Below are 21,195 nucleotides of genomic sequence, written 5' to 3' on the forward strand. Positions count from 1 at the left end.
TCGCCGCCGAAGCCAATGCCTGACCGGCAACGTCCGGCCATTCCGGCCATTCCGGCCATGACGAAACAAGCGCGCAACCGAAAGGTCTGCGCGCTTTTTTCTTGCTGCCCGGAGGGCAGGTCAGACGAGTAGCTGCCAAAGCAGCAGCGTCATCGCCAACCCCACCACGGACACGATGGTCTGCAAGACCGACCAGACCCACAGCGTCTCCTTGAGCTTGAGTCCGAAGTACTCGCGCACCATCCAGAAACCTGCGTCGTTGACGTGGCAGAAGAACACCGAACCTGCGCCAATCGCCAACGCGATCAGCGATCCCTGCACCGGCGGCAGGTGCATCACCAGCGGCGCGACGATGCCCGCCGTTGTGGTCGTGGCGACCGTTGCCGACCCTGTCGCCTGACGCAGCGCCACCGCAATCAGCCACGCCAGCAGGATGAGCGGCATATGCGTGCCGACGGCCACCTTGCCGATGGTCGTGGCAATGCCCGCCGTCACCAGCGCCTGCTTCAGACCGCCACCTGCACCGATGGTGAGCAGCAGCCCGGCAATCGGCGGCAAGGCACGACGCAGCGTCTCGCCCACTCGTGCACGCGGCAGGCCACGGCTCCAGCCCAGCACGACGATGGCGACGACGACCGTGAGCGCCAGCGCGATGATCGGCTCGCCCAGAAAGTTAAGGGCGTCGAACAGCGGCGTCTCAGGCGTGAGTGCGATCTTTGCCAGCGTGCGGCCCAACATCAGCACGACGGGGAGCAAAATCACGAGCAACGCAGCGGCGAACGGGGGCGGCGCCACATCGTCGTCGCGCTTGGTGAACAGGTCGCCAAGTTGTTGCGGTGCTTCGACATGCAGACGGGGGGCCAGCCACATGCCGTACAACGGCCCGGCCAGAATCACCGCCGGAATGGCGATCAGCAGGCCAAGGCCCATCGTCATGCCCAGATCCGCGTGCAACGCAGACACGGCGATCAGCGGCCCCGGGTGCGGCGGCACCAGGGCGTGCAGCGTGGTCATGCCGGCAAGCGCGGGTATCGCCACGCGCAGAATCGGCGTGTTGGCCCGGCGCGCCATCACGAAAATGATCGGGACCATCATGACCAGTCCCACTTCGAAAAACAGCGGCAGGCCGATGATCATGGCGACGAGCGCCATCATCCACGGCAACGCCGAACCTTTGGCAAACGTGAGCAGAACGGTCACGATCCGGTCGGCCGCGCCTGTGTCGGCCATCAATGCCCCGAGCATGGCGCCCAGCGCGATGATCATGCCGGCGTCGCCCAGCAGGCCGCCTGCCCCTTTGCTGAACGCGCTGGCCACCGCATCGAGCGGCAGGCCCGCACCAAGACCGGCGATGAACGTGCCGATCAGGATCGACAAAAACGGCGATAGCTTGAGGGCGCTGATGAAAACGATGATGGCCACGAGGCCGACGAGACAGGACAGCAGAAGGCGAGTGTCGTGCGCTGCCCAAGGCACGACGTGGTTGACTAGCTCCACGATGATCCTTGATGACGAGAAACGAGAACACCGGCGCGCAGCGTGCGGCCGGTGTGTGCGGGGATTGTGCTACTGGTGTCGGCCGCGTGCACGCACGGGCTGCGAGGCCCCGTGACACGGGGCGCGAGGGGGACGGCAGCGAGTTTCAGTCGTCGAAACATCGCGGCCGCCAGCGCGCGTTACTGGAACGCGACTTCGTTGAAACTGCGCAGCTTGCGACTGTGCAGGCGATCCAGACCGTTATCGCGCAATAGCTCCATCGCCTTCACACCGATCTTCAGATGCTGGTCGACCCGCTCGCGATAGAACCGGTCCGCCATGCCGGGCAACTTCAGTTCGCCATGCAGCGGCTTGTCGCTCACGCACAGCAATGTGCCGTAGGGCACGCGGAAGCGGAAACCGTTCGCTGCAATGGTCGCGCTTTCCATGTCGAGCGCAATCGCCCGGCTCTGGCTCATGCGCTGCACGGGCTCGCGGTGATCGCGCAACTCCCAGTTGCGGTTGTCCACCGTGACGACCGTGCCGGTGCGCATCACGCGCTTGAGTTCGAAATCGTCGAGTTGCGTGACGTCGGCCACCGCGCGCTCGAGCGCAACCTGCACTTCCGCCAGCGGCGGCACGGGCACCCACAGCGGCAGATCGTCGTCGAGCACGTGATCCTCACGCACATAGCCATGTGCCAGACAGTAGTCGCCCAGTCGCTGCGAGTTGCGCAGGCCGGCGCAGTGCCCCAGCATGATCCACGCATGCGGGCGCAGCACGGCGATGTGATCGGTGATGGTCTTCGCGTTGGACGGCCCCACGCCGATGTTCACCATCGTGATGCCCGTGTTGTCCGGACGCACGAGGTGATAAGCCGGCATCTGCGGCAAACGCGGCGGCGGCGTGCCATGCGCTTCGCGCGCACCGATGTTCTGATTCCAGTGCGTGACGTTGCCCGGTTCCACGAACGCGGTGTACTGACTGCGGTACTCGCGCGTTGCGGGGTCGTCGCTTGCACTCATCAGTTCGCGGCCCAGTTCGACGAACTCGTCGATATAGAACTGGTAGTTCGTGAAGAGCACGTAGTTCTGGAAGTTCTCGGGCGAGGTCGCCGTGTAGTGGCGCAGACGATGCAAGGAGTAGTCGACGCGCGGCGCCGTGAACAACGCGAGCGGGAGAATCTCGTCGGGCAGCGGATCGCGCGTGCCGTTCACGATGCTGTCGTCCATCGTGGCGAGATCGGGCACGTCGAACACCGTGCGCATGGCGCGCAGGTGCGTCTGATCGAGATCGCCTTCGAGATACACGCCGTCCTGATAAGCGAAATGCACGGGAATCGGCTCGTCGGAGACACCGACTTCGAAAGCGACGCCATGATTGTGCGCCAGACGCCGAAGCTGCTCGATGTAGTAACTCTCGAACAGATCCGGTCGCGTGACTGTCGTCTGATAGCTGCCCGGCCCCGACACAAAGCCGTATGACAGGCGTTTGTCGAGTTGGGTAATGTCTTCGGTGGTGATGCGAATGAACGGGTAATGCGCGCTCACCCGCCGCGCCTGATCTTTCTGTGTGGAAAAACGTTCGAAAGCGGCGCGGAGATACGCTGTGTTGGCGTCGTAAATCGTCTTCAGATAAGCGACGGCTTCCACCGGATCCGTGATCGATCGGGTGGCATGGACCGGTTCTTGTTCTGACATGCGCAAACCTCTTCAGTCTTTTTCATGATCTTGAGTATGCGCCTATTGTGACACGACTGTATGACGCCCGCGGTGTCCTTGCGTCACGCGAATTCCCGGTGGCTGAGGCGCCGGGTAGCGTCGACAGCGCGGGACGTCGACCGCCGCAGGCGACGGTCTGCCGGCATCAGTCCTCCAAACGCACGCCGACCTTGAGCGTGACCTGCCAGTGGGCAACCTTGCCGTTCTCGATATGGCCGCGTGTCTCGATGATCTCGAACCAGTTCAGATTGCGCAGCGTCTTGCTCGCGCGCTCGATGGCGCATTTGACGGCATCGTCGATGGACTTGGTCGACGAGCCGGTCAGCTCGATCTGCTTGTACACGTGATTCGTCATGACAGTCTCCGGGGTTGGTTTGGAGACTTCCCATGCTAGGCGTGTACTACTGCGGCCGCAAGTCGGCGCATTCCGACAGGTCGTCGTCGGGGCCGGCAATGGGGTGGGGTGCGCCGTGGGTGTCGTCGGGCTCGCCAGCCACCGGGTCGCGGCGCAGCATGGCCGGCACCACAGTATCGAGCGGCGTCGGCACGACGTTCGAAAGGTTGCGGCGCACCTTTTGCAGCAACTGCATGAGTTGCACCGTCTCGAAGGCGGTCAGCCCGTGCAGCGCCTCGTTGCGCACTTCGTCGGAAAGCGTGCGCGCGACCTGCAACTGCGCAACAGCAGCGCGCGTAACGAACAGACGTTCGATGCGCGGATCGCGAGCGTCCGGGCGGCGGCGCACCCACCCGGCCTCTTCCATGCGTTCGAGCATGCGGGCGAGCGTTTGCGGCGGGGTTTCGAGAATGTCGGCCAGCACGGTCTGACTCACACCGCGATTGACGGTGAGATAGACGAGCACACGGCATTGCGCACGCGTCATCGGCAACGTGCGTTGGGCAAACTGCTCGAAGCGGCGCCCGAACAGACGTTGAACGTCTGCCACGAGAAAGCCGAAACGTTGGGCGGAATCGGACACTTTCATATGCCGCATTATGCTAAACATGTTTAGGGATATCAAGCCGCGCTTCGCCCCGGTGCGGCAATTCTCGTCCTTGTCATGGGCGAAAGGCCACGGCATGCACCGTGGCCTTTCGATTTGCCGCTTGCCGATCGAGCGGATTCCGAACGGACATCAGGCATCAAGCCGCAGCGGGTGTGCCCGAGCCCTGCCCGCTGCCATGCCCCAGCCAGTCGAGCGCGCCCTCGCCTGCCGCCTCCCCGCCCGGCCCGGCGCGGCGTATCGCAACGCCGACGGCCAGCACATCGATGGCCGCGAGATGCAGAATGCGCGCAATCATCGTCACGTGAGCCCCCATCGTCTCGACGTGATCGTTCGGCAACACCAGCGTCGCCTTGCGCGCCAGCGGGGAGTTGCGGGCCGTAAGCGCGATGACCTTCGCGCCGCGCACCACCGCAATGTCGACAGCCTGGTTCAGGTCTGCCGAGCGTCCCGACGCGGAAATCGCGACCACGACATCGCCATCGCCCAGCAGCCCTGCCGACGCCTGCAACAGATATGGGTCGCCGTAGGCGATCGTCGGCATGCCGAAACGGAAAAACTTGTAGTGGGCATCCTGCGCAATCACGCCGGAATTGCCCAGCCCGTAGAACTCGATGCGATGCGCGCCGTCGAGCAACGTGACGGCCGCCTCGACCGTTCGTGCGTCGAGATGCTCGCGCATCTGGAGAATCGACGACACGGTGTTGTCGAGCACCTTGGCGCTGAACTCCGCCGCCGAGTCGCCCACATGCACCTGCCCGTGACGCACCGGAAGCGTGCCGGTCAACGCACTCGCGAGCTTGAGTTTGAAGTCCGAAAGCCCCTGGCAACCGAGCTTGCGGCAAAAGCGAATGACCGTGGGCTGGCTCACCCGGGCCAGACGCGCGATCTCCGACACCGGCTCCGCGAGCAAAGCGCGTGGTTGCTTGAGCGTGAGTTCCGCCACACGTTGTTCGGCCGGACTGAGCCGGTCGCGCTGACGATGCAAACGATCGATCAACGCCCCCGCGCCCGCCGCATGCGTGCCGAGTTGTTCGGCAAGAATGGCGGACGTGCCGAGAAACGCCGGGTGATCCGCCGTGATGACATACGTCGGGATCTTCTTCAGATAGGCTTCGAACCGGCCCTTTGCCTCGAAGCGCTGTCGGAATGGCGAGTCTTCGAACAACTTGCCCAGCTTCGGGATCACACCACCGCCCAGATACACGCCGCCAACAGCGCCCAGCGACACGGCAATATTGCCGGCCAGTGTGCCGAGCATCGCGCAAAAGCAATCGACCGTTTCGCGCGCGAGTGCGTCGCCCCCTTGCGCGAGCTTCACGATGGCGGGCGTCTCAAGTGGCTTCACCTCACGCCCCTCTCGCTGCGCCAGCGCTTGGTAGACGAGCGCCATGCCCGGCCCCGCCACAAGCCGTTCGAACGACACATGCGGGAAGTGCTTCCATGCGTAGCGCAATACGTCGATTTCGCGCTCGTCCGCCGGAGCGAACGTCGTATGGCCGCCCTCGCTGCCAAGCGCGATCCAGCGATCGCCCGCCGGGATCAGGCCCGACACGCCCACGCCCGTGCCCGGGCCGAGCAAACCGATCACGCCGTTGGGCTGCGGCTCGCCTTCGCCAACCTGCCGCTTCTGCGCATCGGAGAGGTAAGGCAGCGCCATCGCGAGCGCCGTGAAGTCGTTGACAACCAGCAAGGTCTCGAAGCCCAGCGCGCGCCGCGTCGCTTCGATGGAGAAGTGCCAGTCGCGATTCGTCATGCGAATCTCGTCGCCCTCGATCGGATTGGCTATCGCGATGGCGGCGTGCTGCACCGGCTCGGCGTGATCGGCCTCGTCGAGATAAGCACGGATGACGTCGAGAACGCCGGAATAATCGTCGCAGGCATAGTCACGGATCTCGGCCAGATCGCCGGGCGCCATTTCCAACGCGAACCGGGCGTTGGTACCCCCGATATCGGCCAGCAGTCGCGGGCCGCTCATGTGCGGCGGATTATTCCTCACTCCAGAAGACATCGATCTTTACTCCTTCATGGTGGATCAGCCGGGAGATGGCGTTGTCCTGTTCCTCGGTTTGCGCAGCTTCGAGCACTTCGCGTTTGGCCGGGCCCTGAATCTGCAAAATGAGACGCTCGCACGCCGCCAGTGCCGTGAGCGACCACGACACGCGCAGATGCGGTGCGTGCTGCGGCTGTACGAGCACGAACTTGCGGCGCGTGGTGATGGCGTCGTGCCATTGCGGCGCGTCGGCAAATAGCGATGCGGTATGGCCGTCTTCGCCCATGCCGAGCACGCACACTTGCGGCACGCCGTGCGTCCAGGTGTCGTTGAGCGTTTGCACTTGCAGCGCGGCATCCGTCGTGGTGTCGACGAGCGGCAACCATTGCGCGCCCGTGGCGCCCGGCAGCAGCGTCTCCGAGACCAGCCGGGCGTTGCTCTCGGCATGCGTGGGCGGCAACCACCGGTCGTCGACGAGCGTGACGGCAATGTCTCGCCATGCCACCGGCAGACGCGCCAGTTGCGAGAGAAATGCCTTGGGACTTGTGCCCCCCGACACGGCGAGCAACGCGCGCGGGCGAATGGTCAGGGCCTCATCGAGCCCGGCAACGACAGCGTTGGCGAGCGCCTGCGCCTGTGCTTCGCGCGTGGGGAAAATGCGCCAGTGAATCATGCGTGTCTGCCTCCGTTTCCTTGGCTGCGGACTGGCTGCGCCGGACGGATCGATCCCTCGCCCGGCGCGCCGTCTCAATTGTCTTCTTCGACCCAGCTCGTGCCGTACTGCGCCAGCAATGCGCTGGCGGCGGGCGGCCCCCAGGTGCCGGCGGCGTAGCGCTTCGGCCCCTTGTGCTGACGCGACCAATACGCCTGGATCGGCGCGACCCAACGCCACGCCTGCTCCTGCTCGTCGCGGCGAACGAAGAGCGCGAGACGTCCGTTGATGACGTCGAGCAGCAACCGCTCATACGCATCCATCCTGTGCCCCTTGAAGAACTGATCGAACGCCAGATCAAGGTGGACCGATTGCAGGGTCATGCCCTCGCCCGGCAGCTTCGCCAGACAGTAGAGACGGATGGATTCATTCGGCTGAAGGCGAATGACCAGACGATTGGCGCCGGGGTGTGCCGTGGCTTCGCCCAACAGCGGATAAGGGGTTGCACGATAGTTGACGACGATCTCCGCCACACGCTCGCCGAGGCGCTTGCCCGTGCGCAGAAAGAACGGCACGCCCGCCCAGCGCCAGTTGTCGATTTCGGCCTTGAGGGCGACGAACGTTTCGGTCTGACTGTCAGGCGGCACGCCCGGTTCGTCCACATAGGCCGGCACCGCCGACTTGTCGATGGCACCGCCGCCGTACTGACCTCGCACCACGTTGCGGGCCACCGTTTCGTCATCGAGCGGGCGCAGCGAGCGCAATACGCGCAGCTTCTCGTCGCGCACCGCGTCGGCGTCCATCGACAGCGGCGGCTCCATTGCCACGATGGCCAGCAGTTGCAGCAAATGGTTCTGCACCATATCGCGCAACGCACCGGTCTGCTCGTAGAACTCGCCGCGTCCCTCCACACCGATGGCCTCGGCGATCGTGATCTGAATGCTCTCGATCAACTCGCGCCGCCACAACGGCTCGAAGATCGCGTTCCCGAAGCGCAGTGCCAGCAGGTTCTGCACCGCCTCTTTCCCGAGGTAGTGATCGATGCGATAGATCTGATCCTCCCGGAAGCTCGCGCCCACCGCATCGTTGATGGCCACCGAGGACGCCAGATCGTGCCCGAGTGGCTTTTCCAGCACGATGCGGCTGTTGTCGTTGAGCTTGGCGCTGCGCAGCCCTTCGCAAATCGGGATGAACAGCGAGGGGCCCGTCGCCAGATAGAAGATGCGCACGCCCTTGCGCTGGGACAGACGCTCGGCCAGCGCGTCGAATTCCTCCGTGCGGCCGAGGTCGAGCGGCATGTAGTCGATGGTGGCGAGAAAACGCTTCCAGGCATCCTCGTCCCAGACGTCGGGCTTGATGTGCACCCGCGCATGTTCCTCGCACCACGCACGGTACGACGCAGCATCCATCGGCTTGCGGGAGATGGCCAGAATGTGGCCGGTATCGGTGGCGGCGTCCGAGCCCAACTGGCCCGTGCGGAACGCCCGGAACAGCGCTGGCAGCACTTTACGCAGCGACAAATCGCCGGTAGCGCCGAACAACACAAAGGTATAGGGTGAAGGCGTGTTCATAGAGAGCGTGGACTCCGTGCGACCGGCGCTCTTCATCGACACCACCTGACGACGACCGAACTTGGCAGGCATTCGGATGTCACTGAAGAAGCGCAACTTTGACACTGCATTGTAGTTTAACTACACTTCGAATCAACAAAATCTCGTGCTTTGACTACATCATCCGTCGATGATTTAGGACAGGGCAGCTTGTCACGCCAGCATGCGAACGGTGCCGCAGGCCGCACACGTGTCAGTCGCGTCATCCGCATCGGGCAACCCACAACGTCCCGGAATCACCATGACCCAGTCTTCGCAAAACGTGTCGCTGCATCCGGTGGTACAACGCGTGACCGAGCGCCTCATCGAGCGCAGCCGGTCGTCCCGTCAGGCGTATCTGGAAGGGGTCGCCCGCGCCACGCAAGGGCAGCCGGGGCGCGAGAAGCTGGGCTGCGCCAATCTCGCCCACGCGCTGGCCGCCGCTCCCGCCGACGATCGGCTCAAGATCCGCTCCGAGCGCACGCCCAATATCGGCATCGTGACCGCCTACAACGATATGCTTTCGGCGCACGCACCGTTCGTCGAGTTCCCCGACATCATCAAATCCGCGGCCCGCGCCCACGGGGCAAGCGCGCAGGTCGCAGGCGGCGTGCCCGCGATGTGCGATGGCGTAACGCAGGGCTACGCGGGGATGGAACTGTCGCTGTTCTCGCGCGACGTGATCGCCATGGCCTCGATCGTGGCGCTCTCGCATCAGATGTTCGACGCCGCCATGTTCCTCGGCGTGTGTGACAAGATCGTGCCGGGACTCGTGATCGCCGCACAAGCGTTCGGTCACCTGCCTGCCGTGTTCGCGCCGGCCGGGCCGATGCCCTCGGGGCTGCCCAACGACGAGAAGTCGCGCATCCGGCAGGAATATGCCGCCGGACGTATCACGCGTGCCGCACTGCTCGACGCGGAACTCGCCGCGTATCACACGGAAGGCACCTGCACGTTCTACGGCACGGCCAACAGCAATCAAATGCTCATGGAGTTCATGGGGTTGCATCTGCCGGGCGCGTCGTTCATCAATCCGCATACGCCGTTGCGTCACGCGCTGACGCAGGCCGCGACCGCACGCGCCGTGGCGTTGGCGAAGTCCGGCATCAATACGTCTCACATTCTCGATGAGCGGGCGTTCGTCAACGGCGTTGTCGGTTTGCTCGCCACGGGCGGGTCGACCAACCATACGCTGCACCTTGTCGCCATGGCGCATGCGGGCGGCATTCTGCTCGACTGGCAGGACTTTTCCGATCTGTCCGACGTCACACCGATGCTCGCGCACGTCTATCCGAGCGGCAAGGCCGATGTGAATCAGTTCCATGCGGCGGGTGGCCTGAATTTCCTGATCCGCGAACTGCTCGACGCCGGCTTCCTGCACAACGACGTCACTACCGTCATGGGTCGCGGTCTGCGCGCGTACACGCAGGAAGCCTTCCTGCGCGACGACGTGCTCTCCTGGCAAGACGCGCCCAAGGACAGCCTCGACGAGAACATCGTGCGGCCAGCGTCCCGGCCATTCGCTCGCGAAGGCGGCTTGCGCATGCTGGAGGGCAATCTCGGACGCGCAGTCATCAAGTCGTCTGCCGTCAAACCGGAACATCAGACGGTACGCGCCCCGGCGCGCGTGTTCTCCGATCAGGAGTCGGCACAAGCCGCGTTCCAGGCCGGAGAATTGACGCGCGATGTCGTCGTCGTGGTGCGTTTCCAGGGACCGCGCGCCAATGGCATGCCCGAGTTGCACAAGCTCATGCCGATGCTCGGCCTGCTTCAGGACGAAGGTCACCATGTGGCGCTCGTGACCGACGGGCGAATGTCCGGGGCGTCGGGTAAGGTGCCGGCGGCCATTCATCTGTCGCCGGAAGCCGAGCAAGGCGGCATGCTCGCGCGGGTGCAGGATGGCGACATCATCGTCATCGACTGCGAGAAGAATCTGCTGCATTGCGAGGTCGACGACACCACGCTCGCCGCGCGTACCCCGGAGCCGATGCCCCAACGGCCGTTCGATCCGTGGCGCAACGTATTCCGGCTCTTCCGCGACAATGTCGGCGCCGCGCCACACGGCGCTTGCGTGCTGTTCAACGACGCGGAATATCCCCCGTCGCGCTGACAGGCAGCGCCGCCATTCTGCCGCTTCCCCGTCGGGCATCGGGCGTCAAAATCTTGACGCCTTTTTTATCTGCGCGTCCCTAGACTGGCCTCGTTGTCACTCCTGTCGTCAATCGACACGTTGCCATGCCTACCCTCGCTCAGCGCGCCAGCCTTGAACCTCCCGATGTCAGCGGGGCTTCGGCCGACGCGCTCCATGCCCACGGCACAGCGCCCGCCCCTGCGGCGCGCGCTTCGGTCACCGCGACCGGCACCACCATCGCCGCCACGCCGGCGAGTACGCAGACCTTTCCCCCGCCCGACGCGTTCGCGACACCGCGGCAACGCAATCGACATATGCCTCGCGTTCGACTCGACGCGACGCTCGACATCACGCTCAGCCGCGCTGCCGTCTCTACGCTCGCCGTCACCCTCGCGATGAGCCTGCCGCTGCCATGGCGCGTCGAGACGATCCGCCCGATCCGGCGCGATACGGCGGCGGTGGTGTCGATCGCGCTGCCGCGTATCGAAGCCTCGCGGGCCATGCACGTCGTCATGCAATCGTTGCCGGAAGCCGAGTTCGGCGCGTTGCGTCTGCGCCCGGCCGTCTGAGCGACCGACGTGTCGTGCGTGTCCGACGCTCGCCCGATGCCTCCGATGCTTGTTGCGTCCCCCAGTCAACTTTGCTCCGCCCCGTTATGAACACAGCCATCTTCGAAGGCGTGTGGATTCCACTCGTCACGCCCATGACCGGCGCCAATGGCGCGCAGATCGATCGCAACGCCTTCGCGCGCCTGGTCGACTACTACCTCGCTGCGGGCGTGAACGGCCTCGTCGTGGCCGGCACCACCGGTGAAGGCACACTGCTGGACGACGACGAACGTCGCTGGCTCGTCGAGACTGCGTGCCATCTCGCCCATGGGCACGCTCCGGTAATGGCCGGTGTCGGTGCCGCCGATACGGCCAATGCCGCCCATCAGATCCGCAGCCTCGAGGATCTGCCGCTGGCCGGATATCTCGTGCCGCCGCCCTACTATCTGCGTCCGTCGCAGGAGGGCATTCTCTGGCATTACCGAACGCTGGCGGCCGGCACACGTAAGCCGCTCGTGCTCTACAACGTGCCGCTGCGCACGGGCGTAACGCTGGGCGTGGAGACGATCCGCGAATTGGCGTCGCACGACGCGTTCGCAGCGATCAAGGAATGCGACGCGCACCCGCTTCTGCACCTGCCGTCGCAGGTCACGATGCGCGTGCTGTGCGGCGACGACATGCAGTTGCTGGCGGCTCTGCAAGCGGGGGCAGCGGGGTGCATTTCGGCCGCCGCTCACGTGCGGCCGGACCTCTACCTGAAGCTGTTCCGCTACGTGCGCGACGGCGACATGTCGCACGCGACGACGCTCTTCAACGGCATGAAGCCGCTCATTCGCCGATTGTTCTCGGAGCCGAATCCGGTGGCGATCAAAGCCGCACTGGCGTCGCTGGGGTTGTGTGCGGAGACGGTTCGCCGCCCGCTCATGCCTTGCTCACCGATGCTTCGCAAAGAGCTCGACGCCCAACTCGAAGTGACGATGGCGTTCTGAATTCGGTCTGTGCATCAAAACGTGCATGGCCTCCCCCCGCCAGCCTTCACGACAGGACACCCGTTATGGATGACATCGAACAGCGTCACCGCACCGTCGCCCGCCTGCTCATCAAGCTCTCGGGCACCACACTGGCCCGGCTTGCCTATGCCACCGGCATCACCGGCAATACGATTTCGCGCTGGGTGCACGGCGATCACTGCGCGTTGGGGCCACAAGGCCGCGAGAAGCTTTTCGCGGCGCTCGGGGCCTACAGCGACGGCACCCACGTGCGATTCGCACCGCGTGCGACCGGTGCCGCACAGCCGGTGTTTCAGATCAACGGACTGGTGCAGGCGGAGCGCTTCGCCACGCTCGCGGCGCTGACGTTGACGCAGTTCGTTGCCGCGAGAGAGACGTGCCAGGGAAAAACGCTCGTGAGTCTCGTCACCGATATCACCGGGCAGACCACGGCATTGCTCGTCGGCACGCGCGAGGCGCTCGACGAGTTGTATGCGGAACTGGGCATTGCCGTCTCGCCGAAACGCCGTTTGGAGGCGGGACTCCGCGCTCGCGCTTCAGGCAATGACGCGGCGCGTCTACACTCGAACTGAACGAAATTCGCGTAGCGAAGCGCCGCTATCCGGCGATCCATTTTTGGCCCCCCGTCAACGATGGAGCGTGTCATGACGACAGATCGCATCAACAAACGCATGAAGGTATATGCCGCGCAAGGCTGGCAGGACACGGGGTACAGGATCGGCGCGCAGTCTGCACCGAAGGTGATCCTGCGCGCCTCGGGCGAATGGTGCACCAACACGGACGACCGCAGGTTCGGACGCCGCGATGCCGACGGCCGCACGCCGAACTCCGGCGCCACGTATCTGCACAAAGTTTCGGGCGACGATGAGTATCCGTATCACGGATCGGATGCGCTGATGGGGCAATTGGTCGGGCGCTTCGGCAAGGACGGACAGCCGTTCCTTATCGGGAAGCACAAGTCGTTCCGTGTGGAAGGGATGCCCTCGGACGTGTCGTTATGGCTGTGCTGCAACGATCCACTGGATAGCGCGAAACGTAACAACGACGGCGCGCTGGACGTCACACTCGAACTCGACGACGCCCGCGACGTCTTCGCGCCCAGAAGCCAGCACTTCGACCGGCCGTCGGGGACTTGGGTGGACGATTGAGGAAGTGCCCCGCAAGTAACGTTCCACCTATCGGCGGCGCCCGGCGCGCCGCCGGGCTTCGCGGGACTGCATGCCGTGCCGCGTGGAATGACCTAAGTCATGCGAAGTTGCTCGATCCAAACGGGTGTCGGTCCTTCCTCGGTGCCGCATCTAACACCGCAAACCAGATCAAAACCCGGATCTCCAGGCCATCACTCATGTAGACGGACCTGCCAGAGTTTGGACTGTGACCTACGAGCAAAGCGCTTGCTACATCGGGTTCTTTCCGAATTTCACGGTCTCCGCCGGGGTGGCGTGCTCTGCGACACTCCATTGAATTTTAACGGTGCAGGCTTCATCGACCGAACTCCCGATCTAGCCAACAACGCGCGCGAGGTCCATCTAAATGGATTTGTCGTTGAGGATAGGCGCTACATGCGTAAATGTAGCGCTGCCGCTACGCAAAGCGAGCCGTCGTGAGCCTACCCTCCAGTTTCGGAAACTATCCCCGCCTTCTCGCCTCTCGTTCGCTGGGAGCCGCCATCTTATGGATCGACTTCACGTTGATCTTCGAAAGTCTGGCGTTCCGATGGGATGCAGATGCCGTTTCGGTCGGCTTCGCCATGACGCTGTACGGCTTACCAGGCGTTCTGCTCGGGCCGTGGGTGGGTGCATATGCAGATAAGGTCTGTCCGTGGCGTCTACTGCGCTGGAGTTATGCGGCGAGGGCACTCACCGCCATCGCGCTCTGGCAAGCACCGACGTTAGGAATGTTCCTGGCATGCGTCGCGCTCAAGGGACTCTCCAACATGGTGCCAGCGCCCGCCGAACAGCAGCTATTCCGTCGCATTCTTGATGACAACGCACTGCCCGCGAATGCGGGACGGGTAACGCTCATTGATCAAATCACCAAGGTCGTCGCGCCTCTCGTTGCCGCCTTCACCGCTTATGTAGGTTTTTCCGGCTTCGCTATTTCCGCCGCTTTTGGGGGAGCAGGCTTCTTCCTCGTGTCAGGATCAAGAACACCGATCAACACCGGTGCCCATCCCCCCACCCAACGAGCACGCCCACTTTGGGCAGTATTCCATTCGGTACTGCGTGACCACGCCATGCTCAAACGGGTGTTTATCATCACGCTTTGCCAAGCGTTCATTCTCGGTTTTTACGACGCACTGCTATCTCTGTTTTTGAAGGCGCGCGGCTATCCGGACGGTACCTATGGCAGCCTTGTAGGCTGCACGGCCGCGGGAGCAATGATCGGGGCAGTTGTTTTCCGACATGCCGTCGGGCGGTTCGAATCGTCAGCGCTACTCGCAATATCCTGTCCATTGTTCGGACTGACGATTCTGACACCAGCTGTCATGGTGTACGCGAATGTCGCCATGCCTCTTCCCTTCATGCTTGGCCTTTGGGTCTGCAACGGGCTCGGCTATGGACTCGGCGTGATGTTGATGATGGTGACATTTCAGCGAGAGTGTCCCCCCGAAACCCTGGGCACCGTGACCTCGACCGGCAGAAGTCTTCAACTGCTGCTTTTGATCGTTGCGCCACTAGCCGGCGGAGCGCTCTCAAGCGTCACCAGCATCGAACTCGTATTCCTGATTGCAGGGGTAGCGGCAGTGGGACTTGGCCTCTTCGCCCGAATCCCACTGCACTCAACCGCCTCTCGCCTTTCGCGTTCGCAATAGCAAAACAGCCCCCTCACTGCCACCCAAACCGTCTTGCAAACCTACCTTTCATCAGTTGCGTCAGCACGGCGTAGGCGAGCAGGATAGCGGCGAGCATCGGGAAGTACGCGAGCGGCAGGGCCTGCATCTTGAACGTGTCGGCGAACGGCGACATGGGCAGCATCAGGCCAATCAGCATCACCGCCCCCGTCATCAGCAGCAGCGGCCATGCAGCGCGGCTCTGTACGAACGGAATGCGGCGCGTGCGGATCAGGTGCACGATCAGCGTCTGCGACAACAGCCCCTCGACAAACCATCCTGACTGAAAGAGCGTCTGGTGCTCAGCGCTGTTCGCCCCGAACAAGTGCCACATCGCCAGGAACGTCAGCACGTCGAACACCGAACTGATCGGGCCGAAGAACACCATGAAGCGCGAGAGATCCGCCGGGTTCCAGCGTTGCGGACGGGTCAGTTGTTCGTCATCGACGTTGTCGAACGGAATCGTCGTCTGCGACAGGTCGTACAGCAGGTTCTGCGTCAGCAACTGCAACGGCAACATCGGCAGGAATGGCAGGAACGCACTCGCGATCAACACCGAGAAGACATTGCCGAAGTTCGAGCTGGCCGTCATCTTGATGTACTTGAGCATGTTCGCAAACGTGCGACGCCCCTCGATCACCCCCTGCTCGAGCACCATCAGGCTCTTTTCCAGCAGGATCAAATCGGCCGCTTCCTTGGCGATATCCACCGCCGTGTCCACCGAAATACCAATGTCCGCTGCGCGCAGCGCCGGCGCATCGTTGATGCCGTCGCCCATGAAGCCGACCACGTGACCGTTCGCGCGCAACATGCGCACGAGCCGCTCCTTATGCGCCGGCGTGAGCTTGGCGAATACGTTCGCGCGCTCGACCGTCTGCGACAGTTCGGCATCGCTCATCGCCTCGATGTCCTCGCCCAGCACGCAGCCATTCACCTTCAGCCCCACTTCGCGACAAACCTTCGCCGTCACGAGGTCGTTATCGCCGGTGAGCACTTTGACATCGACACCCGAAGCCGCAAGCGCCTTCAAGGCCGGCGCCGTCGACTCCTTGGGCGGATCGAGAAACGCGATGTACCCCACGAGAATCAGTTCGCTTTCGTCAGCGATCCCATAGCGCTCGCGCACTGGCGGCAGATGACGCGTCGCCACGGCCACCACGCGCAACCCCTCGGCGTTCAGATCGGCCGTTACGCGACGCAGCCGCGCCAGCACGTCTGGCGTGAGCGGCTCGACATTGGCGCCATGCTGCACGCGATCGCACACCGCCATCACCTCTTCCACTGCGCCCTTGCAGATCAACTCGTGATGCGCACCGTTTTCGCTGACGACCACCGACATGCGACGGCGCTGAAAGTCGAACGGAATCTCGTCGATCTTGCGATAACGATTGACCACATCCAGACGCTGATGCAGTTCGGCATGGTCGAGCACTGCGACATCGAGCAGGTTCTTCAGGCCGGTCTGGTAGAAGCTGTTGAGATAGGCGTACTCAAGCACGTCTTCAGAGCCATGGCCCCAGACATCCGTGTGACGTTCGAGACAGATCCTGTCCTGCGTGAGCGTGCCAGTCTTGTCCGTGCACAGCACGTCCATCGCGCCGAAGTTCTGGATCGCGTCGAGCCGCTTGACGATCACCTTCTTGCGCGAGAGCACGACCGCGCCCTTCGCCAGCGTGGCCGTCACGATCATCGGCAGCATTTCCGGCGTCAGACCGACCGCCACCGACAGCGCGAACAGCGAAGCTTCGAGCCAGTCGTGTTTGGTGAAACCGTTGATGAGCAACACGATGGGCGTCATGACCATCATGAAGCGGATCAGCACCCACGACACGCGATTCACTCCCTGCTGGAACGACGTGACCGTCGGTTGCAAGGCGGTAACGCGCTGCGCGAGCGAGCCGAAGAACGTGCGCGCGCCGGTCGCCACCACGACCGCCGTGGCCGAACCGCTGACAACGTTCGTCCCCATGAACGCGAGGTTGTCGTAAGCGAGCGGATTGCCGCCGCCAGACTCGCATGCGTGCGCGAATTTCTCGACAGGCAGTGCCTCGCCCGTGAGCGCCGATTGCGAGACGAACAGGTCCTTGGCGGCGAGAATGCGCACGTCCGCCGGAATCATGTCTCCGGCGGCGAGCAGTACGATGTCGCCCGGCACCAGTTCGGCCAACGGGATTTCGCAGCCCATGCGGCCTGCCCGGCGGACAGGCTCCGCCTCGACATCGCCGTCCGTTGGCACCTCGCGACGCAGCACGGTAGCCGTGGTGCTCACCATTGCCTTGAGCTTCTCGGCTGCCTTGTTCGAACGCGCTTCCTGCACAAATCGCAACACCGTGGAAATGATCACCATCGACGCGATGATGATCGTTCCCTCGGTGTCGTCGGTCGCGTATGACACAGCGGCCAGTGCCGAGAGCAGCAGATTGAACGGATTGCGGTAGCAGTTGAACAGGTGCCGCCACCAGGGCAACGGCTTCTCGTGCTCGACTTCGTTGGCGCCGACATGGGCACGCACGGTGGCAGCTTCATCGTCGGACAAACCGTCTCGGGTGGTGCCCAACCGTGCGAGCAGATCCGGACCGGTGTCGCGGGCAGCCTCGACCAGACCGGGTGGTGCCTCGTGGCCATGCGCTGGCGCATCGAGGGTTTCGAGCATGTCGCGGCGACGGAAGAAGCGCAGGCCAAGGCGCGCGCCAAGCACCGCAATCAGTCGCTCGCTGAGCGTGAGAGCTTGTTGCATCGGATACCTCCTGAAATTGCCCCCGGGGCACCCGTGATTCGCCGGTGCCCCAGGAAGGTCGTGAAGCGGGTTCAGCCCGCCGTTTTCTCGCGGCGCACGAACGCCCGCAGCCATTGCCCGACACGCGTCGCAGCACCGGGTCGCACCGCCTTGGCGGCCTCCGGATGCGGGTCGACGTGATAGTGATGCAGGCACTCGCCCGGCAGCATCAGGGCTTGCGGATTGCCTCCGCGAAGGGTCATGGAGTAACGGAACACGATAAATCTCCCGGCCGCGCGGCATTCCGTCCGGCGCAGGCGATGCGTTCGGGGTTCACGACCGGCGCCTGTCTGGGACAGACGGTCTGAAAACGAACACACGCGCACGACGGGACGGCCCGAACGGCAAAGGTAATGCGAATGAGGGAGCGTGCTACGAGAGACGGACGCTATCGATATGGCCCAAGAAAACCCTTTGGCGCACGGGCCAAGGGGACAAGGCAATCGAAGCGGACATCAGAGGTGCGCGCCAACCCGACTATGCGAGTCAGCGGCGGGGAAGTACCCGGGGACTAACTCGCGGTGATGGTGTCGACCTGTGTCGACCGGCAACTACCACTAGAACTACTGTCCACGGAAGGACCTCCTGAGAGCTATGACGGCGCGATTCTACCTCCGAGTGCGTCGAAAGAAAAGTGACAATTCAACGTGTTACAAAATGATGACAAATGCAACTTTCCAACGGAAAGCGGCTCAGTCAGAATCCGTCATGTTTTCGTCACAAACCGCCTGCCGGCGGCCGTCGATGCGCCGGCACTGCGTGTGCAGCCCGGTAGCGTCCCAGACGCTCGGCAGTCATTTCTCGCCCTCCCGGACTTCATGGATTCGCTCAACCGCGCCCTCTTTCTGGCCATCAATGCCTCGCCCAATGTGAGCGAAGGCGAACTGGCCGTCGCCATCTTCCTCGCCAAGTACCTGATTGTCCTGCTCCCGGTGGGTCTGGCCACCCTGTGGCTGGCGGGCGGGCGCGACCGCGAAGGCGCCGTTCACGGACTGCTGGGGGTGGCGCTCGTGCTGCTGATCAATTTCGTGATCGGGCTGGCGTGGGCCGAACCCCGGCCGTTCGTCGTCGGCCTCGGCACGAACCTGCTGGCCCATGCGCCGACGAGCGCGTTTCCCAGCAATCACGCGTCGATCATGTTCACCTCGGCATTCGTCCTGATGGGCACCGTCGCGCGCACTCCGCGTCTGCTCGGCCGGTTGCTGCTGCTTTGTGCGCTGCCAGTGTGCTGGGCACGCGTCTACCTCGGCGTTCATTGGCCGCTCGACATGCTCGGCGGGCTGGGCGTATCGATCGTGGTCGCACTCATCATGCGCACGGCGAGCGCACGGGAAACGAGCCGCATTGTCTCGGCAGTTCTGGAAGGCATCTATCGCCGCCTGATGGCATGGCCGATTGCACGCGGCTGGCTGCGTCGCTGAAACAGGAAAATCCGGGACAAGCTCAGGAACTGCCTGAAATTCACGTAGGGATGTCGAAGAACAGCGGGGAATGTCGGTCGTGCGAGGGGAAGGTGGGGAGACTCGGGAGATCCGAATCTCCCAATGGTACTGCGCAGAGGGAAATCAGCGGTGGTATTCGCCAGCGGCTTCGGGCTGGTAATCGATGCCGAGCAGTTCCAGCTCGATCAGGTGGCCACCCGGCACTTGCCAGTGAATCGACTGACCGACGCGCAAACCCAGCAACGCGCTGCCCACAGGGGCCAGTACCGAGATTGCGCCTTCCGTACTCGCCAGATGCTGCGGATACACGAGCGTCACGCGATGCTCCTGCTGCGTGGCGAGATCACGATAGCGCAACACCGAATTCATCGTGGCGACGTCGGCCGGCATTTGCTCCGGATCGACGGCGATCGCCCGGGCGAGCTCTGTTTCGAGTGCCTCCACATACGGCAATGCCGCACGCGGCGCCTGCGCCATGAGCGCTTCCAGGCGTTCGAGGTCGAGAGTCGAGACAGTGATCGAAGGGCGTTGAGAGTGAACGGTGGACATGTCGGTGGGCCTGTTTTTCCTTGACGTTAAGAGAGTGGCCTTCAATCTAACAGAAGCCCCGCGCGGCGAGAAGTCCCGGACTTGAGCGCCATCCGCTAGAATCGACGCATCAAGACGTCTCAAAAAGCCGAATTCATGTCCGAATCTACTACGAACGCCGCCCTCTTCGAGCGCGCCCAGCAAACCATTCCCGGCGGCGTGAACTCGCCGGTCCGCGCCTTCCGTTCGGTCGGCGGCACGCCCCGCTTCATCGCTCGTGCGCAAGGCCCCTACATGTGGGATGCCGAAGGCACGCGCTATATCGACTACATCGGCTCGTGGGGCCCGATGATCGTCGGCCACCTGCATCCGGATGTGGTCGCCGCCGTGCAGACAGCCATGTCCCAGGGTTTCAGCTTCGGTGCCCCCACCGAAGCCGAAGTGGTGATGGCCGAAGAGATCTGCCGCCTCGTGCCGTCCATCGAGCAGGTGCGTCTGGTGTCCTCCGGCACCGAGGCCACGATGAGCGCGCTGCGTCTGGCACGTGGCTTTACGGGCCGCAACAAGATCGTCAAGTTCGAAGGCTGCTATCACGGCCACGCAGACAGTCTGCTGGTCAAGGCGGGCTCGGGCCTGCTCACCTTTGCCGATTCCACGCGCAATGCACCGTCGTCGGCCGGCGTGCCGCCCGAAGTCACACGCGACACGCTCGTCCTCGAGTACAACAATGTCGAGCAGCTTCGCGAGCTGTTCGCCGGGCAAGGCGGTGAAATCGCTGCCGTGATCGTCGAGCCCGTGGCCGGCAACATGAATCTGGTACGCGGCTCGCGCCATTTCCTGCAAACGCTGCGCGAGCTGTGCACCGCGCACGGCGCCGTGCTGATCTTCGACGAAGTGATGTGCGGCTTCCGCGTCGGTCTGGGCGGTGCGCAAGCGCTTTACGGCATTACGGCCGACCTCACCTGCCTGGGCAAGGTCATCGGCGGTGGCATGCCCGCCGCGGCATTCGGCGGTCGACGCGACATCATGTCGCACCTGGCACCACTGGGTGGCGTCTACCAGGCGGGCACGCTCTCGGGCAACCCGCTCGCGGTCGCCGCTGGCCTCGCCACGCTCAAATTGATTCAGGCGTCGGGCTTCTACGAAGACCTGGCCAAGCGCACGTCGAAGCTCGTCGCAGGGCTCGTCGATGCGGCGCAAGCTGCCGGCGTGCCGTTCTCGGGCGACAGCGTCGGCGGCATGTTCGGCCTGTACTTCCGCGCCAACGTGCCGCAGAGCTTCGCCGAGGTCACGACATCCGACGTGGCGCGTTTCAACAAGTTTTTCCATGCGATGCTCGACCGTGGCGTCTATCTTGCGCCGAGCGCCTTCGAAGCGGGCTTCGTCTCGGCCACGCACGACGACGCCATTCTCGATGCCACGCTCGACGCCGCCCGCGATGCGTTCCGGGCGATTGCCTGAGCGTGTCGCTCACCTGATTTCGCTCACGTCTTAA

The 21,195-nt window shown here is 63.7% G+C and carries 18 protein-coding genes; 8 read left to right on the forward strand and 10 right to left on the reverse strand.

Annotation, left to right across the window (positions count from 1 at the left end):
• Window positions 1–120 precede the first annotated feature (120 nt).
• The 7 genes from PI93_RS22345 to zwf all read right to left on the reverse strand — a co-directional run bounded on the left by PI93_RS22345 (window position 121) and on the right by zwf (window position 8,414).
• Window positions 121–1,497, reverse strand: coding sequence for a GntT/GntP/DsdX family permease (locus tag PI93_RS22345; protein ID WP_039370124.1), 1,377 nt, complete (start codon window positions 1,495–1,497; stop codon window positions 121–123).
• Window positions 1,498–1,676: 179 nt separating this feature from the next.
• Window positions 1,677–3,176 (reverse strand): AMP nucleosidase, encoded by a 1,500-nt coding sequence (locus tag PI93_RS22350; protein ID WP_039370127.1) that lies wholly within the window; start codon window positions 3,174–3,176, stop codon window positions 1,677–1,679.
• 166 nt (window positions 3,177–3,342) lie between these two features.
• Window positions 3,343–3,552, reverse strand: a complete 210-nt coding sequence (locus PI93_RS22355) for a dodecin (protein ID WP_039370129.1) — start codon at window positions 3,550–3,552, stop codon at window positions 3,343–3,345.
• A gap of 46 nt (window positions 3,553–3,598) precedes the next feature.
• Window positions 3,599–4,180, reverse strand: a complete 582-nt coding sequence (locus tag PI93_RS22360; RefSeq protein ID WP_052240640.1) for a MarR family winged helix-turn-helix transcriptional regulator — start codon at window positions 4,178–4,180, stop codon at window positions 3,599–3,601.
• 157 nt (window positions 4,181–4,337) lie between these two features.
• Window positions 4,338–6,209 carry a bifunctional transcriptional regulator/glucokinase gene (locus PI93_RS22365; RefSeq protein ID WP_039370132.1) on the reverse strand — a complete coding sequence of 624 codons (1,872 nt, stop codon included), beginning with the start codon at window positions 6,207–6,209 and terminating at the stop codon, window positions 4,338–4,340.
• On the reverse strand, window positions 6,187–6,864 hold the full coding sequence (pgl, locus tag PI93_RS22370) for a 6-phosphogluconolactonase (protein WP_039370134.1): 678 nt from the start codon (window positions 6,862–6,864) through the stop codon (window positions 6,187–6,189). Before pgl ends, PI93_RS22365 begins: the two co-directional genes overlap by 23 nt.
• 74 nt (window positions 6,865–6,938) lie before the next feature.
• Window positions 6,939–8,414, reverse strand: coding sequence for a glucose-6-phosphate dehydrogenase (gene zwf / locus PI93_RS22375; RefSeq protein ID WP_039370239.1), 1,476 nt, complete (start codon window positions 8,412–8,414; stop codon window positions 6,939–6,941).
• Between the two features lie 280 nt (window positions 8,415–8,694).
• On the opposite strand from zwf, the gene edd reads away from it, so the two are divergent.
• The 6 genes from edd (at window position 8,695) to PI93_RS22405 (ending at window position 14,936) form a co-directional block, all read left to right on the forward strand.
• Window positions 8,695–10,542 carry a phosphogluconate dehydratase gene (gene edd / locus PI93_RS22380; protein ID WP_191623367.1) on the forward strand — a complete coding sequence of 616 codons (1,848 nt, stop codon included), beginning with the start codon at window positions 8,695–8,697 and terminating at the stop codon, window positions 10,540–10,542.
• A gap of 125 nt (window positions 10,543–10,667) precedes the next feature.
• Window positions 10,668–11,132, forward strand: coding sequence for a hypothetical protein (locus PI93_RS22385; protein ID WP_039370138.1), 465 nt, complete (start codon window positions 10,668–10,670; stop codon window positions 11,130–11,132).
• A gap of 86 nt (window positions 11,133–11,218) precedes the next feature.
• A complete protein-coding gene (gene dapA / locus PI93_RS22390) occupies window positions 11,219–12,100 on the forward strand; it encodes a 4-hydroxy-tetrahydrodipicolinate synthase (protein ID WP_039370141.1) in 882 nt (293 codons plus the stop codon).
• Between the two features lie 65 nt (window positions 12,101–12,165).
• Window positions 12,166–12,693: a hypothetical protein gene (locus PI93_RS22395; protein ID WP_039370144.1), complete on the forward strand. Its 528-nt coding sequence runs from the start codon at window positions 12,166–12,168 to the stop codon at window positions 12,691–12,693.
• 72 nt (window positions 12,694–12,765) lie between these two features.
• The gene (locus PI93_RS22400; protein ID WP_039370147.1) at window positions 12,766–13,269 is read left to right on the forward strand and encodes a DUF1120 domain-containing protein; all 504 of its coding nucleotides are present in this window, start codon (window positions 12,766–12,768) and stop codon (window positions 13,267–13,269) included.
• A 455-nt stretch (window positions 13,270–13,724) separates the two neighbouring features.
• Entirely contained in the window at window positions 13,725–14,936 is a 1,212-nt protein-coding gene (locus PI93_RS22405; protein ID WP_052240641.1) for an MFS transporter, read from the forward strand.
• A gap of 13 nt (window positions 14,937–14,949) precedes the next feature.
• On the opposite strand, the gene mgtA is transcribed toward PI93_RS22405, so the two are convergent.
• Complete coding sequence (gene mgtA / locus PI93_RS22410) at window positions 14,950–17,691, reverse strand: magnesium-translocating P-type ATPase (RefSeq protein WP_039370149.1); 2,742 nt, start codon at window positions 17,689–17,691, stop codon at window positions 14,950–14,952.
• A gap of 71 nt (window positions 17,692–17,762) precedes the next feature.
• Window positions 17,763–17,948, reverse strand: a complete 186-nt coding sequence (locus PI93_RS22415) for a hypothetical protein (protein WP_144400398.1) — start codon at window positions 17,946–17,948, stop codon at window positions 17,763–17,765.
• Window positions 17,949–18,548: 600 nt separating this feature from the next.
• On the opposite strand from PI93_RS22415, the gene PI93_RS22420 reads away from it, so the two are divergent.
• Window positions 18,549–19,151, forward strand: coding sequence for a phosphatase PAP2 family protein (locus PI93_RS22420; protein WP_039370152.1), 603 nt, complete (start codon window positions 18,549–18,551; stop codon window positions 19,149–19,151).
• Between the two features lie 144 nt (window positions 19,152–19,295).
• Here the strand turns inward: PI93_RS22420 and rnk are convergent, their stop codons facing one another.
• Window positions 19,296–19,721 carry a nucleoside diphosphate kinase regulator gene (gene rnk, locus PI93_RS22425; protein ID WP_039370155.1) on the reverse strand — a complete coding sequence of 142 codons (426 nt, stop codon included), beginning with the start codon at window positions 19,719–19,721 and terminating at the stop codon, window positions 19,296–19,298.
• A gap of 135 nt (window positions 19,722–19,856) precedes the next feature.
• Between rnk and hemL the strand changes: the two genes are divergently transcribed.
• Window positions 19,857–21,161 (forward strand): glutamate-1-semialdehyde 2,1-aminomutase, encoded by a 1,305-nt coding sequence (hemL, locus tag PI93_RS22430; RefSeq protein WP_039370158.1) that lies wholly within the window; start codon window positions 19,857–19,859, stop codon window positions 21,159–21,161.
• Window positions 21,162–21,195: the final 34 nt, after the last annotated feature.

Source organism: Pandoraea fibrosis (assembly GCF_000807775.2).
In the GTDB taxonomy this organism is placed as follows: Bacteria; Pseudomonadota; Gammaproteobacteria; order Burkholderiales; family Burkholderiaceae; genus Pandoraea; species Pandoraea fibrosis.